The 14038-nt window shown below is 72.7% G+C and carries 13 protein-coding genes; 9 read left to right on the top strand and 4 right to left on the bottom strand.

Annotated elements, in window-relative coordinates:
* Window positions 1-18: 18 nt before the first annotated feature.
* Together RT054_RS05170 and RT054_RS05165 are read right to left on the bottom strand one after the other, a co-directional pair.
* Entirely contained in the window at window positions 19-744 is a 726-nt protein-coding gene (locus RT054_RS05170; RefSeq protein WP_312718127.1) for a phenylalanine--tRNA ligase beta subunit-related protein, read from the bottom strand.
* 39 nt (window positions 745-783) lie between these two features.
* The gene (locus RT054_RS05165; protein ID WP_313022434.1) at window positions 784-1179 is read right to left on the bottom strand and encodes a hypothetical protein; all 396 of its coding nucleotides are present in this window, start codon (window positions 1177-1179) and stop codon (window positions 784-786) included.
* 237 nt (window positions 1180-1416) lie between these two features.
* Between RT054_RS05165 and RT054_RS05160 the strand changes: the two genes are divergently transcribed.
* Window positions 1417-2406 (top strand): histidine kinase, encoded by a 990-nt coding sequence (locus tag RT054_RS05160; protein WP_313022433.1) that lies wholly within the window; start codon window positions 1417-1419, stop codon window positions 2404-2406.
* Complete coding sequence (locus tag RT054_RS05155) at window positions 2403-3074, top strand: response regulator transcription factor (protein ID WP_313022431.1); 672 nt, start codon at window positions 2403-2405, stop codon at window positions 3072-3074. Before RT054_RS05160 ends, RT054_RS05155 begins: the two co-directional genes overlap by 4 nt.
* A 55-nt stretch (window positions 3075-3129) precedes the next feature.
* Here RT054_RS05155 and RT054_RS05150 read toward each other — a convergent pair whose 3' ends face one another.
* Complete coding sequence (locus tag RT054_RS05150) at window positions 3130-4224, bottom strand: hypothetical protein (protein WP_313022429.1); 1095 nt, start codon at window positions 4222-4224, stop codon at window positions 3130-3132.
* Between the two features lie 270 nt (window positions 4225-4494).
* Here RT054_RS05150 and RT054_RS05145 point away from each other — a divergent pair, with 270 nt between their 5' ends.
* The 4 genes from RT054_RS05145 (at window position 4495) to RT054_RS05130 (ending at window position 9964) form a co-directional block, all read left to right on the top strand.
* A complete protein-coding gene (locus RT054_RS05145; protein WP_312718119.1) occupies window positions 4495-5385 on the top strand; it encodes a universal stress protein in 891 nt (296 codons plus the stop codon).
* A gap of 317 nt (window positions 5386-5702) precedes the next feature.
* Complete coding sequence (locus RT054_RS05140) at window positions 5703-7484, top strand: glycoside hydrolase family 15 protein (protein ID WP_313022428.1); 1782 nt, start codon at window positions 5703-5705, stop codon at window positions 7482-7484.
* 80 nt (window positions 7485-7564) lie between these two features.
* Complete coding sequence (locus RT054_RS05135) at window positions 7565-8905, top strand: serine hydrolase (protein WP_313022426.1); 1341 nt, start codon at window positions 7565-7567, stop codon at window positions 8903-8905.
* Window positions 8906-8917: 12 nt separating this feature from the next.
* Complete coding sequence (locus RT054_RS05130; protein ID WP_312718116.1) at window positions 8918-9964, top strand: pirin family protein; 1047 nt, start codon at window positions 8918-8920, stop codon at window positions 9962-9964.
* A gap of 141 nt (window positions 9965-10105) precedes the next feature.
* On the opposite strand, the gene RT054_RS05125 is transcribed toward RT054_RS05130, so the two are convergent.
* Window positions 10106-10537: a hypothetical protein gene (locus RT054_RS05125; RefSeq protein ID WP_313022425.1), complete on the bottom strand. Its 432-nt coding sequence runs from the start codon at window positions 10535-10537 to the stop codon at window positions 10106-10108.
* Between the two features lie 321 nt (window positions 10538-10858).
* Here RT054_RS05125 and RT054_RS05120 point away from each other — a divergent pair, with 321 nt between their 5' ends.
* The 3 genes from RT054_RS05120 (at window position 10859) to RT054_RS05110 (ending at window position 14032) form a co-directional block, all read left to right on the top strand.
* Window positions 10859-11890, top strand: coding sequence for an NAD(P)H-binding protein (locus RT054_RS05120; RefSeq protein WP_312718113.1), 1032 nt, complete (start codon window positions 10859-10861; stop codon window positions 11888-11890).
* Window positions 11891-11936: 46 nt separating this feature from the next.
* Window positions 11937-12449, top strand: coding sequence for a hypothetical protein (locus RT054_RS05115; protein ID WP_312718112.1), 513 nt, complete (start codon window positions 11937-11939; stop codon window positions 12447-12449).
* Window positions 12450-12709: 260 nt separating this feature from the next.
* Window positions 12710-14032, top strand: coding sequence for an aspartate aminotransferase family protein (locus RT054_RS05110; protein ID WP_313022423.1), 1323 nt, complete (start codon window positions 12710-12712; stop codon window positions 14030-14032).
* Window positions 14033-14038: the final 6 nt, after the last annotated feature.

Raw genomic sequence — 14038 nt, 5'->3', positions numbered from 1 at the left:
GAGGGGAACTCGGCGCACTCAGCGGGCGTCGGCGGCGAGGAGGACGCGGGAGTCGAGGGTGGCGCCGGGGCTCACGTGCTCGAGGGCCTGAAGGAGTGCCTCCCGGACCGCAGCGGCACGCGCGGCGCCGTCGCCGGGCTCGACGTCGAGGACGTCGCCGATGAAGACCGCCTCGGTCGTCTCCCCGTCGAGACGGGTGCGGTCGCACTGCCGCCAGTTCCATCGGCGGCACGTGACACCCAGATCGTCGCGCCAGACGACCTCGCCCGGTTCCGGGTGTTCGACGACCTCGGCCCCCGAGGCGAGGGTCGGGAACTCCTCCTCCCCGGTCGCGCGCACGAGGCGGAGCGGCCCGCGGTATGCGGCGAGGTTCTCCCCGCCGACGGGCACCTGGAGGCGGATCGAGACGGCGTTGTACGTGTCGGTGAGACGGTCGATGCGCGGAACCCCGCGCCCGACCCGACGCACCAAGGCCTCAGCGCTGTTGCGGGTCCGTTGTGGCTTGGCGCCGAAGGCGCGGAAGGCCTCGCGCCAGGCGGCGATGTGGGGGAGCTGGTCGGCCGGGATCGTGGCGAGGGCGGCCTGGGCCACGTCCTCGGCGGCGGTCAGCAGGGCGTCACTCACGGCGTCTCCGGGACCCGGCCTCAGCTCGGTGGCCGTGACGAGGACGCACCGGTAGTCCGGTCGGAGCGCGGCCACCTCGGGGGCGATGAAGGCGCTGCTGAGCCAGGTGCCGTCGACCATGGACGCATCGTCGCACCCGGCCCCCCGGGTCGGGTGCGGTCAGCGACCCTGGATGTGGGGGTCGCCGTCCCGCCGCACGGAGTCGCGGCGGGTGCGGTTGTTCTTCGGCTCCAGGCGCGTCGTGGTCTCGGTGAACTGCGTGAGCACCCGGTGGCTCACCTCACCGAGAGCCGTCTCCAGGTCGGGCCGGTCGGAGGTCGCGACGAGGCGGGGCAGCCCGGTGATCCAGACCTCGAGGGTCGTCTTCATGTCGCGTCCGTCCCGGTCCTTGACGCTGAGTTCGGCGTCGACGCCGTCACCTCCACGGTGGGCGAGCCGGTCGAGGAGACGGCTCGTCGCGTCGTCCACGAGGGGGCGGTCCTCCTCGGTGAGTCCGCCACCGAAACGGATGCGGGGATGGGTGCTTTCGCCGACGGTGGGGGTCGTGTCCGACATGGGCTCTCCTGGGATCGTCGTGCGGGTGGTGAGTCGTGGACGCCGGAGCCGCGATGTGGCCACGGGTTACGGTGGCCGCATGGATCGACCCGGGCGGCCGTGCGACACCTTCGATCGTCTCCCGCGGCGCAGGACCCCGGAAGGGGGTCGGACACCCATCTCCGGCTGGATCGACGTGCAGGGGTGGCGCGAGCGGCCGCCGCGGCTCGGCATGCGGTCGGAGCGCACGGTGCGGTCATGAGGGCACGGTTCGTCGGCCTGTTCTGGCGGGTGTTCCTCGGCAACGCCGCGATCCTCGTCCTCGCCACCCTCACCCTCGCGCTCACGCCGGCGACGGTGTCCTACCCCGTGGAGGTGCGCGAGGTCGCGGTCCTCGTCATCGGGTTGCTGCTCATGTCGGTCGCGAACCTGTGGTTCCTCCGCTCGGCACTCGGGCCGCTCGCGCGGCTGCAGGCCGCCGTGGAGTCGCTGGAGACCCCGGCGCGGGACCGTGCCGTCCCCGTCGTACGGGACGACGAGGTCGGCCGGGTGACCGCGGCCTTCAACGACATGCTCACGCGCCTCGAGACCGAGCGGCGGCGGGCGACGGGGGCGGCGCTGTCGGCGCAGGAGCGCGAGCGCAACCGGGTGTCCCGCGACCTGCACGACGGGGTGGGGCAGACCCTCACGGTGCTCTTGTTGCAGCTGGCAGGCCTGCGGGCAGCGGCGCCGCCCGGGTTGGCCCCGGAGATCGACGCGGCACGGGAGCAGGCCCGCCAGGCTCTCGACGCGGTGCGGCAGGTCTCTCGCGAGCTGAGGCCGGGGCCGCTGCGGGAACTCGGTCTCGGCCCGGCGTTGCGGGGCCTGTCCGAAGAGATCACCGACGCCTCGGGGGTGGGCGTGACGGTTCACCTCCCGCCCGGGGTGGACCTCGACGACCTTCAGGACGCCGTCCAGCTCGGGATCTACCGGATCGTCCAGGAGAGCCTCACCAACGTCGTCCGGCACGCGGAGGCGAGCCGGGCCGACGTCGATGTCGGGGTGGACGAGGACCAGGTGGTGGTCGTCGTCGCCGACGACGGGCACGGTGGCCGGGCCGAGCCCGGGACCGGTCTTCTCGGCATGTCCGAACGGGCAAGGATTCTCGGCGGGCGGCTGTCGGTGAATTCCCGCGCGGGCGAGGGGACTACGGTGACCGTGACGGTGCCGCTGCGCACCGACCACGCCACCGGAGAGAACCCGTCATGACCACCGCCGTCACGGCGCCGCCCCCGCCCCGGCGCATCCTGCTCGCCGACGACCACGCCCTCGTCCGACAGGGCGTCCGTCGCATCATCGACGCCGAGCCCGATCTCGTCGTCGTCGCCGAGGTCGACGACGGCGCCGAGGCCCTCGAGCGACTCGCACACGGTGACGTCGACCTCGCGATCCTCGACATCTCGATGCCGCGCATGACGGGTCTGCAGGCCGCCCGTGAGATCCAGCGGCGCGGCCTGGACTGCCGGATGCTCATGCTGTCGATGCACGACAACGAGCAGTACCTGTTCGAGGCGCTCAAGTGCGGCGCCGCCGGATACGTGCACAAGTCGGTCGCGGACCGCGATCTCATCCGGGCCTGCCGGGCGGCGCTGCGGGACGAACCGTTCCTCTACCCGGTCGTCCTCACCACGATCATCCGGGAGTACGTCGCGAAGGGCAACGGTCTGCCGGACCGCGAATCGCTGTTGACCGCGCGGGAGGAGGAGGTCCTCAAACTCATCGCCGAGGGCCACAGCGGCAAGGAGATCGCCGAGCTGCTGTACATCAGCCCGAAGACGGTGGAACGGCACCGCGCCAACCTCCTCGAGAAGCTGGGGATGCGGGACCGCCTCGCCCTCACGCGCTACGCCATCCGCACCGGGCTCGTCGAGGCGTGAGCACGCCGGACGAGCCCGGTCCGGGAAGGCGGTGGGGCCAGGTCGCTCGCGCCGGTCAGTAGCGCAGGATCGCAGCCGCCGGGGCACCGTCGGGCAGCGCGGTGAGGGTGTGGACGCCCCCTCCCTGGGTGAGGGTCTGCATGACGGCGCGGTCGAGGTCGGCCTCGGGGGCGTCGATGACCTCGGGGTCGAGGACGAGCGTGTCCACCCGGCCCTCGGCCGCGACCGACATCACCTCCTGGGACGTGGCGAGTCGGCGCCGCCCGGCGGCACTGTCGAGGGCCTCGCGTAGACGGGCGTCCCGGGCCTCCCGGTCGGCGGCGATGAGGGGCCGGACGCGCTCGAACAGCTCGTGGCCCGGGGTGCCCTCCGGGCTGCCGGTGATGACGGCCGGGCGCAGCGTGGGGATCTGACCGGTGCTCCGCAACCGGGGGAGGTACTCCTCGACGGCCGCGAGGTAGACCGGCGCCTGGGAGGCCGCGCCGATGCGGCGTCGGACCCCCGCGGCGACCTCGGCGATGAACTTGCCGAGGACGACGTCACTGATCTCCCGACCGCCGTGGCCGTGGAACGTCGCCGTGCCGCGGGATGCCGGGGTGTGCTGGTGCTGCAGTTCGGGCTCGGTCTCGTGCCGGCGCTCCATGTCCTCCACCGAGGCCGGGATCGGCCCCAGGTCGAGGGGCTCGAGGGCGGACCAGGACCCCGCGAACAGCCGCACCTCACCCAACGCGAGCGCGAGCAGGTAGAACGGCCCGTGGTGGTCGACCGCCTCGACGAGGGGGACGAGGTGGGGGTCGTCGGCGACGGACACCCGGCGTCCGGGGTCGCCCGCGAGCCGGATGACCCGCATCGCCTCCGAGGAGGCGAAGACCGCCAGTCCCTCGCCCTGGTGCTGCCAGAAGTCTCGATCGTCGAGGAGGGCCCGGGGCCGCTCGAGGATCTGCTCGATCTCCTCCGTGGCGACGGACGACGCGAGTTCCCGCGCCGCCTCGTCGACGAGCGAGCGGAGCTCGAGGACCGCGCGGGGGGCGTCGAGGTGGGTCCGACCCGTGGGGAGGTAGAAGGAGACGCAGGGCGAACCCAGCTCGCTCAACCCGGTGAGGTCGAGGACGTCGAGCTCGTCGACCAGATCACGGATGGTGGTGGGCATGGCAACTCCGATCGGTCCGGGGGCGGGGTGCTCACTCCAGCCTGGCCGCCGCGGGGGCCGGGCGACATCGGGGCGGACACCCATCCGGGGTGGGACGACACCCATCGGTCGCGGGGGAGTGACTCCACCGGTGGGGGCGTCCACGCTCGATTCGCCACGGCCCCGACTGCACGTCGGTCGGTGCGCACCTGGGTGTCGGCACCGATGTCGGTCGCGACGTCGCCGGGGCAGGCTGGGGGAGACGACGACCGGGAACGAAGAGGAGCACACATGTCCACGCACAGGGTTCTCGTCGGCACCGACGGCAGCGCGCAGGCCCGCGTGGCCGTCTCGTGGGCGGCGTCTCAGGCGCGCCGACGGGGCTGGCCGCTGGTCATCGCGATGGCCCACGAGCCGCTGCTCATGTGGGGGATCGCCGGCTCGCCCGGCGTGATGGCGTCCGCGGATCTTCCCCCGATGCGCAACGACGCCGCGGAGGTCCTCGAACGCCTCGCCCAGGAGGTACGTGGGGAACATCCCGGCCTCGAGGTATCCGTCGCCGACGTCATCGGCGCCGCCGCCGGGTACCTCACCGAGGCCTCGGCCGAGCCGGGGCTGGTCGTCATCGGCACCCGGGGGCTCGGCGGGCTGCGCGCCTCACTTCTCGGCGGGGTGGCGGACGAGGTCGTCACCTACGCGCGCGGCCCCGTCGCCGTCATCGGTGAGGAGGGTGTGGACACGGGGACGATCGTGGTCGGCGTCGACGAGGGGGACGCCTCCGCCGCGGCCGTGGAGTTCGCCGCCGACGAGGCGCGTCTCCGCGGCGCCACCCTCGACCTCGTGCGATGCCTCGACGTCGCGCCGCACGTGCCCACGACGAACGCCCTGGCGGTGATGCCGCCGGCCGACGAGGAGGTCGAGGAGGCCGCGCGCGCCTCCCTCGCGACCCTCCTCGGCACGGTCGCCGACCGACACCCCGATCTCGCGGTCACCGGCAGGGTCGTGTGCGGTGCGGCCGCCCCCACGCTCGTCGACGCCTCGCGCGAGGCCTCCCTCGTCGTCGTCGGCAGCCGTGGACGCGGCGGGTTCACCGGCCTCCTGCTCGGCTCCACCAGCCGTAAGACGGTGCGGGACGCACACGGCCCGGTCGTCGTCGTGCCCTCCTCCGCCGCAGCCGGCTGACGCCCGTGCACCCCGCCGACGTCCGTGCACCCTGACGACGTCCGTACACCCCGCTGACGTCACGGCACCCGCCGACCTCGCCGCACCCGGCTGTCCGTGCCGCACTCGATCGGGGTCGCGTGCCCCGTGCAGTGGCGGCCTGCGGCGGCGTCGGGAGAATTGGGACCGGGAACGGGCGCCCTTCCGATCGACGGAGAGCGACCCCGCGACGACCGAGTGCCCCTCCACGATCAGCCACCACCGCCGACGTCCGACCGCCGATCCCACCGCCGCCCCGACCGCCGACTCCCGGCCGCCGCCCCCGAGAGAGGACACCCATGCCCACACCGATCGCCGACTACGCCTTCATCGGAGACCGCAGGACGGGGGCCCTCATCTCGCCGGAGGGGTCGATCGACTGGTTGTGCCTGCCCGACTTCGATTCGACCGCCTGCTTCGCCTCGGTCCTCGGCACCCCCGATCACGGTCGGTGGGTGCTGAGCCCCGTCGAGGAGGCCACGACGACGCGACGCTACGTCGGCGGCAGCCTCGTGCTGGAGACCGTGCACGAGACCGCCTCGGGCGCGGTGCGCATCTGCGACGTCATGCCGGAGGAGACGGGCCGCGCCGACGTCCTGCGGCGCATCGAGGGCGTGCGGGGACGGGTGACCCTTCGTCACGACTGGCAGATCCGGCCCGGGTACGGCCTGCAGTGTCCGCTCGTGGTCCAGGAGGGGCAGACGCTCGTCGCCGTCGCCGGCCCCGACCGGTTCACGCTCCGCGGCCCCCACCTGCCCCCGGTACGGAGGGGACGGGTGGAGGAGACGCGGTTCGAGGTGGGTGAGGGCGAGGTCATCGACCTGCACATGACGTGGCAGTGGTCCCACCGTGAGCCGTGCGACGCGGTCGATGTGAGCCGCGCCGTCGAGGCGAGCGTCGAGGGTGACGAGCAGTGGCTCGCCGAGGTCACCTACGAGGGGCCCTACGAGGAGGAGGTCCGTCGCTCACTTCTCGTGCTGCGCCACCTCACCCACGCCGACACCGGCGGCATCGTGGCCGCGCCGACGACCTCCCTTCCGGAGGAGATCGGCGGATCGCGCAACTGGGACTACCGCTACGTGTGGTTGCGCGACTCCGCACTGACGCTCGAGGCGCTCGTCCGCGCCGGGTACACGAGGAAGGTCGCCGCGTGGCGCGACTGGCTCGTGCGGGCGATCGCCGGTGACCCCTCCGACATGCAGATCATGTACCGCGTCGACGCCGGCCGAGAACTGCCCGAGCGGGAGCTCGAGCACCTGCCCGGGTATGCGGACTCGCGTCCGGTCCGGGTGGGCAACGGCGCGGTCGACCAGCTGCAGACCGACGTGCTCGGCGAGGTCATGCTCGCGCTCGCCCAGGCCCGCGCGGCCGGCAACCCCGAGACCGACCTGTCCGGTGCGCTCCAGGTCGCACTCGTCGACCACCTCGCCGATCACTGGGAGCAGCCGGACAACGGCATCTGGGAGATCCGCGGTCCGCTGCGTCACTTCACCCATTCCCGGGCGATGGTGTGGGCGGCGATGGACATCGCGATCCGCGGCGTCGAGGACGGGGAGCTGCCCGAGGGCGGCGACCTCCAGCGGTGGCGTCGGGTCCGCGAGGAGGTGCGGGCCGAGATCGACCGGCGGGGAGTCGGCGAGAAGCGCGGGTCCTTCGTGCAGCACTACGACACCGACGAGGTGGACGCCTCACTACTGCTCATGCCGCATCTCGGGTTCTGCACCGCGGACGACCCCCGCTACGTCGCGACGGTGGCGGCCGTCGAGGAGGACCTGCTCGTCGACGGCCTCGTCCTCCGCTACCGCACGACCTCGGGGGTCGACGGGCTCGACGGCGACGAGCACCCCTTCGTGCTGTGCACCTTCTGGCTCGTCCAGGCCTACGCGTGGATGGGCCGGCACGACGACGCCCGCCGGCTCATGGAGAAGGTCCTCGGGCTCGCCGGCCCGCTCGGCCTCTACGCCGAGGAACTCGACGCCTCCGGGGAGATGCTCGGCAACTTCCCGCAGGCGTTCAGCCATCTGGGCCTCGTCATGGCCGCCTACGAACTGGCCGACCCCCGCCCCCGCGGCGCCGAGTGACCGAGGAGGTGGCGCGAGGAGGAGTGCGCGCGGCCGCCGAGTCCGTGGTCCGCCGGTGGTCCACGCGATAGCGTCGCGTCATGCGCCGCCGCCGTCGACCCACGGTCCTGCTCGGCCTGCTCGTCCTGCTCCTCGCCGGCGTCGTCGGCGGCTACTGGTACGAGCGCCCCCTGCTCCGGACGGGCACGGGTTACGCCGCCCACAACGCGTGCGCCGTGACCTTCATCGCGGGGCGCGGCCGTCCCGAGAGCGACCTCCCGCCGAACCCACTGGTCCCCGTCCTCACGACCCGCGTGACCGACGGCGAGGCGTCGACCTCGATCGCGGGACTGCTCGCGAGACAGTCGGCGACCTACGACCGGGCGACGGGCTGCACCCTCGGCGGCGTCGAGAAGGACCCCGACCCGGCGCCGATCCCGCCGTTCGGCGCCGCCCCCCTCGAGTCGCAGGCCGTCCCGAAGGCCGACCCGGCCACCGAGGCGCTGCTCGACGAGGCGTTCGGTGACGACCTCACCGACGCCGCCCGCGCGGACCTGGGGACGCGTGCCGTCGTCGTCGTCGAGCACGGCCGGGTGGTCGCGGAGCGCTACGCCGACGGGTTCACCAGGGACACACCCCAGCTCGGCTGGTCGATGACCAAGAGCGTGACCAACCTGCTCACCGGTCGGCTCGTGCTCGAGGGGACGGTGAAGGTCACCGACGCGGGGCTGCGGCCGGAGTGGATGGACGATCGGTCGAGGATCACCGTCGACGACCTGCTCCGGATGACGAGTGGTCTGGCGTGGGACGAGACGTACGACCTCGGGACACCGATCACCCGGATGCTGTACGACGAGAGGGACATGGGCGCCTTCGTGGCCTCGCAGAGGTCGGCGCACCCGGTCGGCACCTATCAGCAGTACAGCAGCGGGAGCACGACCCTGCTCTGCTCGGTCCTCGGCGCCAAGACCGGCGCGAGCACCTCGCTCGTGCCGAGTCGGCTCCTCGCCCCTCTCGGTCTGCGGCACGCCGTCATGGAGACCGACGGTGTCGGCAACCCCGTCTGCTCCTCCTACCTGTGGGCGACGCCGCGCGAGTGGGCCGCGATCGGTCAGTTCGCGCTGCAGGACGGCGTCTGGGAGGGGCGGCGGCTGCTGCCGGAGGGGTGGATGAGGGAGTCGACGACCGTGAAGGCCGTCGCGGCGTCCGAGGAGGTCGGCTACGCCTCGAGCTGGTGGGTCAACCGGTTGCCCGACGGGACCCTGGTCCAGCCCTCGCTGCCCGCCGACACCTACTGGATGCAGGGGCACGACGGGCAGCGCCTCTTCGTCGTGCCGAGCGCCGGGCTGGTCGTCGTCCGCCTCGGCTTCAGCCCCGCCATGTCGGGCCGGGACCCGGCCGTCGTGCCGCTCGTGGCGGCGCTCGCGAGCACCCGAGGGTGAGAGGCTGGTCGCATGACGAGCGACCAGAGCGACCCCACCGTCGAGGGGCCGGTGCGAGAGTGCCCGGCCGATCCCCGCGTCGAGATCCTTTCGCCGCGTGAGGTCCCCCTCGGTGGCCTTCGGGCGATCACCGTACGCCGGACCCTGCCCCACCGCACACGCTCGTTCGTCGGCGCGTGGTGCTTCGTCGACCACTACGGGCCGCACGAGGTGTCCGCCGACGGCGAGGGGGCGATGCACGTCGCGCCGCACCCGCACACCGGCCTGCAGACGGTGTCCTGGCTCTTCGACGGCGTCATCGAACACCGCGACTCCGGTGGGGTGATCGGCCTGGTCGAGCCGGGAGCGGTCAACCTCATGACGGCGGGGGAGGGCATCGCCCACTCGGAGGTGACGACCGCGGACACCCGTCGACTGCACGGGGTGCAGTTGTGGGTCGCGCTGCCGGACGCCGACCGCCACACGGCCCGCGCCTTCGACCATCACGTTCCCGAGGTCGTCGAGCTCCCGTCGGACGCGGGTCGGTTGCGGGTCTTCATCGGTGAACTCCGCGTGGCCGGGGACTCCGTGCCGGGTGACGAGGGCGAACGCGGTGGGTCCGACCTCGTCTCGACCTCACCCGTGCGGACCTTCACCCCGCTGCTCGGGGCGCAGCTCGATCTCACGGCAGGTGCCCGCGTCCGTCTGCGGACCGACCCGGGTTTCGAGCACGCCGTGCTCCTCGACACGGGCGGGGTGGCGGTGCAGGGGGAGCCTTTGTCCTTCGGCGATCTCGCCTGCCTGGAGGCGGGCATGGACGAGGTCGTCCTCGAGGCGGGCGACGACGGGGCCCGCCTCGTCCTGCTCGGCGGGGCCCCCTTCGAGGAGGAGATCGTCATGTGGTGGAACTTCGTCGGTCGCGACCACGACGAGATCGTCGCCTTCCGCGAGGCCTACGAGGCCGGTGACGAGCAGTTCGGCGCCGTGCCCGGATGGACCGAGGGCGACCGCATCCCGGCCCCGCCCCTTCCCGGCGTCCGCCTCCGACCCCGCAACCGTCACGGCCGGGTCGGCGGCTGACGCCGGGGCACCCGTCCGGCCGGGGCCGGTGGTCCTCCCCTCACGGGACAGGACGCCCGTGGTCGAGGTGGCCGACAGGCGTTCGCGCCGGTGTCAGTCCTCGCCGGTGTCAGTCCTCGCCGGTGTCAGTCCTCGCCGGTGTCAGTCCTCGTCGGTGTGACGCTCGGGGAGCGCCGCCCCCCACAGGGCCGCGGCGACGAGGGCGGGCTGGAAGGCGAGGCGCACGAGCCGCTTGGTGTCGGTGTCGAGACCGAACGCGTCGCGGTGCTCGACGTACTGGGCGACGTTGCCGGGGAACACGGCGACGTAGAACGCCGCGAGCGCGAGACCGGTGAGACGGCGCTGGCGGGGGAGGGCGAGCAGAGAGGCGCCGAGCGCGATCTCGACGACGCCGGAGCCGACGACGACGAGGTCGGCGTCGGCCGGGAACCACGGCGGCACCTGGGCCTGGAACTCGTCGCGTGCGGTGGTGAGGTGCGCGATGCCGGCGTAGGTCATGAACGCGCCGAGCGCGAGGCGGGTGAGGTCCTGGGAGCGCGTCGCGCGCGGCTTGTGGGTGAGCAGCTTCTTCATGCGACCGACGGTACTCCTCGGTATTCCTCGGTCACCGGGGGCTCCGGCGACGCACCCGCCTCCACCGGACGCGGCCCACGACACACCTGATCGGGCTCGCCGCGTGCCGGGGACCGGGATATCGTCCCAGGTGGTGCCGGGCGCACCGTGGTCCTCGGGTCGGTGGCAGCGACCCGACGGCCGGGTCGACAAGGTCGGTGGCAGCGACCGGACGGCCTCGACCGACCCCGTCCCCCGCCAGGGTTCGGACGGCGCCCTCCGCCGACCTCGATCGAGGCCGGTCGTCGACGCCTGCCCGGCAGGCCCGAAGGAGTGGGGAACATGAAGATCTTGGTCACGGGTGCGACCGGATACGTCGGGGGGCGGCTCGTGCCGTTGCTCCTCGACCGCGGCCACGAGGTGCGCACGACCACCTCGGATTCCACCAAGGAGCAGCCCTGGTGGTCCGACCGCGTCGAGACGGTCGAGATGGACATCCTCGACGGCGACGAGGTCGAGGCCGCCTGCGAGGGCATCGACGCCGTCTACTACATGATCCACGGCATGGCCGGGGACGACTTCGTCGAGAAGGACCGTGAGGGCGCCACGAACATGGCGAACGCGGTGCGCGACAAGGGTGTCGGGCGCATCGTCTATCTGTCCGGCCTCGTCCCGCCCGTCGATCACGACGAGCTGTCGCGCCACATCGCCTCGCGCCTGGAGGTCGAGGAGATCCTCAGCTCGAGCCCGGCGGTCACCGTGACGTTGCGTGCCGCGGTGCTCATGGGCAGTGGCTCGACGAGCTTCGAGGTCATCCGCCAGGTGAGTGAGCGGATGCCGGTGCAGACCGTACCGGACTGGATGCGGTCGGAGGTGCAGCCGATCGCGATCGTCGACGTGCTCGAGGCGCTGTACGGCGCGCTCTCGGTGGACGGCCCGTCGCGGTCCTACGACGTCGGTGGTCCCGACCGCATGCCCTACCCCGAGCTGTTGGAGACGTACGCCGAGCTCGCCGACCTCACCCGCCCGCAGGTGACGATCCCGCTGCTGCCGACCCAGCTCGTCGGCACCCTCGTCGGCTCGTTGACCGACGTGCCGTCGGCGACGGTCGAATCCCTCATCGAGAGCCTCCACCACGACATGGTCTGCAGTGAGGACGATTTCGTGCGCGACCTGCTCCCCGAGGGCTATGAGCTCATCGGCGTGGAGGAGTCCATCCGTCGCTCCCTCACCCCGCGGACCGCCGCACCCGAGGACGCGGACCCGATGGGGCCGATGCCCCAGGACCCCGCGTGGACCGACGGCGGCGACGCCAGACCGCCGGTCGCGAAGGTCGTCGACGCCGTCAAGTCCGTCCTCCCGGGCCAGGAGTGAGCACCCGGCTCGGCGCCTGCCGCACCCTCCCCAGATCGGAGCACCCATGAGCGTCCTGTCCACGACCATCCGCGCGACCCACCTGCTCACCAACGCCGCCTGGTTCGGTGGCTCCCTCATGGGGGCCGTCGCCCTCAACCCGGCGTCGCGTGAGCCCGACACCGGCGAGGAACGGCGGCGGGTGGCCGACACCGGTTGGAACCGATGGGGACCCGTGCAGGGTGCCGCGATCGGCCTGCATCTGCTCTCCGGCCTCGGGATCGTCGCCGACAACCGTCGGCGCGTCCGGCGCCATGCGCCCACGACGAGCGCCGTCGTCCTCAAGACCGCGACGACGGGACTGGCACTCGCGTCGTCGGCCGCCGCGTGGAAGGTGGGGGAGACGGTCGGCGACACCGGCGCCTCGGCGACGGAACGGGCGCAGGCCCGTCGCCGGATCGAGTGGCTGCAGTGGGCGACCCCGGTCACCACCGGCGCGCTGCTCGTGCTCGACTCCTATCTCGGTGAGCAGCAACGGGGCACGGCCGGTCTGCTCGACCGTCCGCTCGGCACGCGCTGAGGAACGCGCGTCCGGACTCGGGGGCCGGGTGGCCGACCGCCCGGCCCCCCGACGGTCGCGCCGGGCACCGCCCCCCGGGGCGCGTGGCGCGTGGCAGCAGGGCATCGCTGCGCCTCGTGTCGGCCGACCCCGGACGTCGTCGCCGGGGGAATCCGCGTACCGTGCAGGCAGGCCGCCCGCACCGGTCGCCCGGTGTCACACGGACGACGGTGTCGCACGGACGACAACGCGACGATCGCTGCCCAGAGGAGAACACCGCCATGGCCCTCACCGACTCCACCGACGGCACCATCCGCAGCGCCGACGTCATCGAGGCGGACCACGCCGCGGTGATGCACTCGTGGTCCGCGCAGGGCCACCTTCCCCCGTTCGAGATCGCGGGCGGATCCGGCAGTGAGCTGTGGGATCACGACGGCCGCCGCTATCTCGACTTCTCCAGCCAGCTCGTGTTCACGAACATGGGCCACGGGCACCCCCGCATCGTCGAGGCCATCGCCGACCAGGCCCGGCAGCTCGCGACCATCGCCCCGGCGACGGCCAACGCGACCCGTGCGAGGGCGGCGCAGCTCATCCTCGACCGTGCTCCCGAGGGGTTCGACAAGGTCTTCTTCACGAACGGCGGGGCCGACGCCAACGAGAACGCCATGCGCCTCGCGCGACTCGTCACCGGGCGCGACAAGATCGTCAGCCGCTACCGCTCCTACCACGGCAACACCGGCGCCTCGATCGTCGCGACGGGGGACTGGCGGCGGCAGTCGAACGAGTACGCCCGGGGCCACGTCCACGTCTTCGGCCCCTACCTCTACCGCAGCGAGTTCTGGGCGAGCACCCCCGAGGAGGAATGCGAACGTGCGCTGCACCACCTCGAGCGGGTCATCCAGTGCGAGGGGCCCGGGTCGATCGCCGGCGTCCTCCTCGAGACGATCCCCGGCACCGCCGGGATCATGGTTCCCCCGCCCGGGTACCTGTCGGGGGTCCGGGAGATCGCGGACCGCTACGACATCGTCCTCATCCTCGACGAGGTCATGGCCGGATTCGGTCGCACGGGGGAGTGGCTCGCGCTCGACGCCCACGACGTGCGCCCCGACCTCGTCACGTTCGCCAAGGGGGTCAACTCCGGCTACGTCCCGGTCGGCGGGGTGATGATCGACTCCTGGATCGCGCACGAGTTCGACGAGCGCGTCTTCCACGGCGGACTCACGTACTCGGGGCACCCGCTCGCGGCCGCCTCGATCGTCGCGAACCTCACCGCGATGGCCGAGGAGGGGGCGGTCGAGAACGCGGCGACCATCGGCCGCGACCACCTCGGGCCGGCGTTGCACCGTCTCGCCGAGACGCACGCGGTCGTCGGTGAGGTCCGCGGCACGGGCGTGTTCTGGGCCGTCGAACTCGTCGCCGACGCCCGGACCCGCACCCCGCTCGCGGACGCGCAGGTCGCCGCCGTGAAGAAGGCCTGCCAGGAGCGGGGCGTCCTCGTCTTCCCCTCGGCGAACCGCATCCACATGGTTCCGCCGTGTCTCGTCTCGCCCCAGGAGGTCGAGCGCGCGGTGGCGGCGCTCGACGAGGCGCTGGGCACGCTCTGATCGCGT

Source organism: Mobilicoccus sp., assembly GCF_032060985.1.
Lineage (GTDB): Bacteria > Actinomycetota > Actinomycetes > Actinomycetales > Dermatophilaceae > Mobilicoccus.
This window is presented reverse-complemented; position numbering and strand designations above follow the sequence as displayed.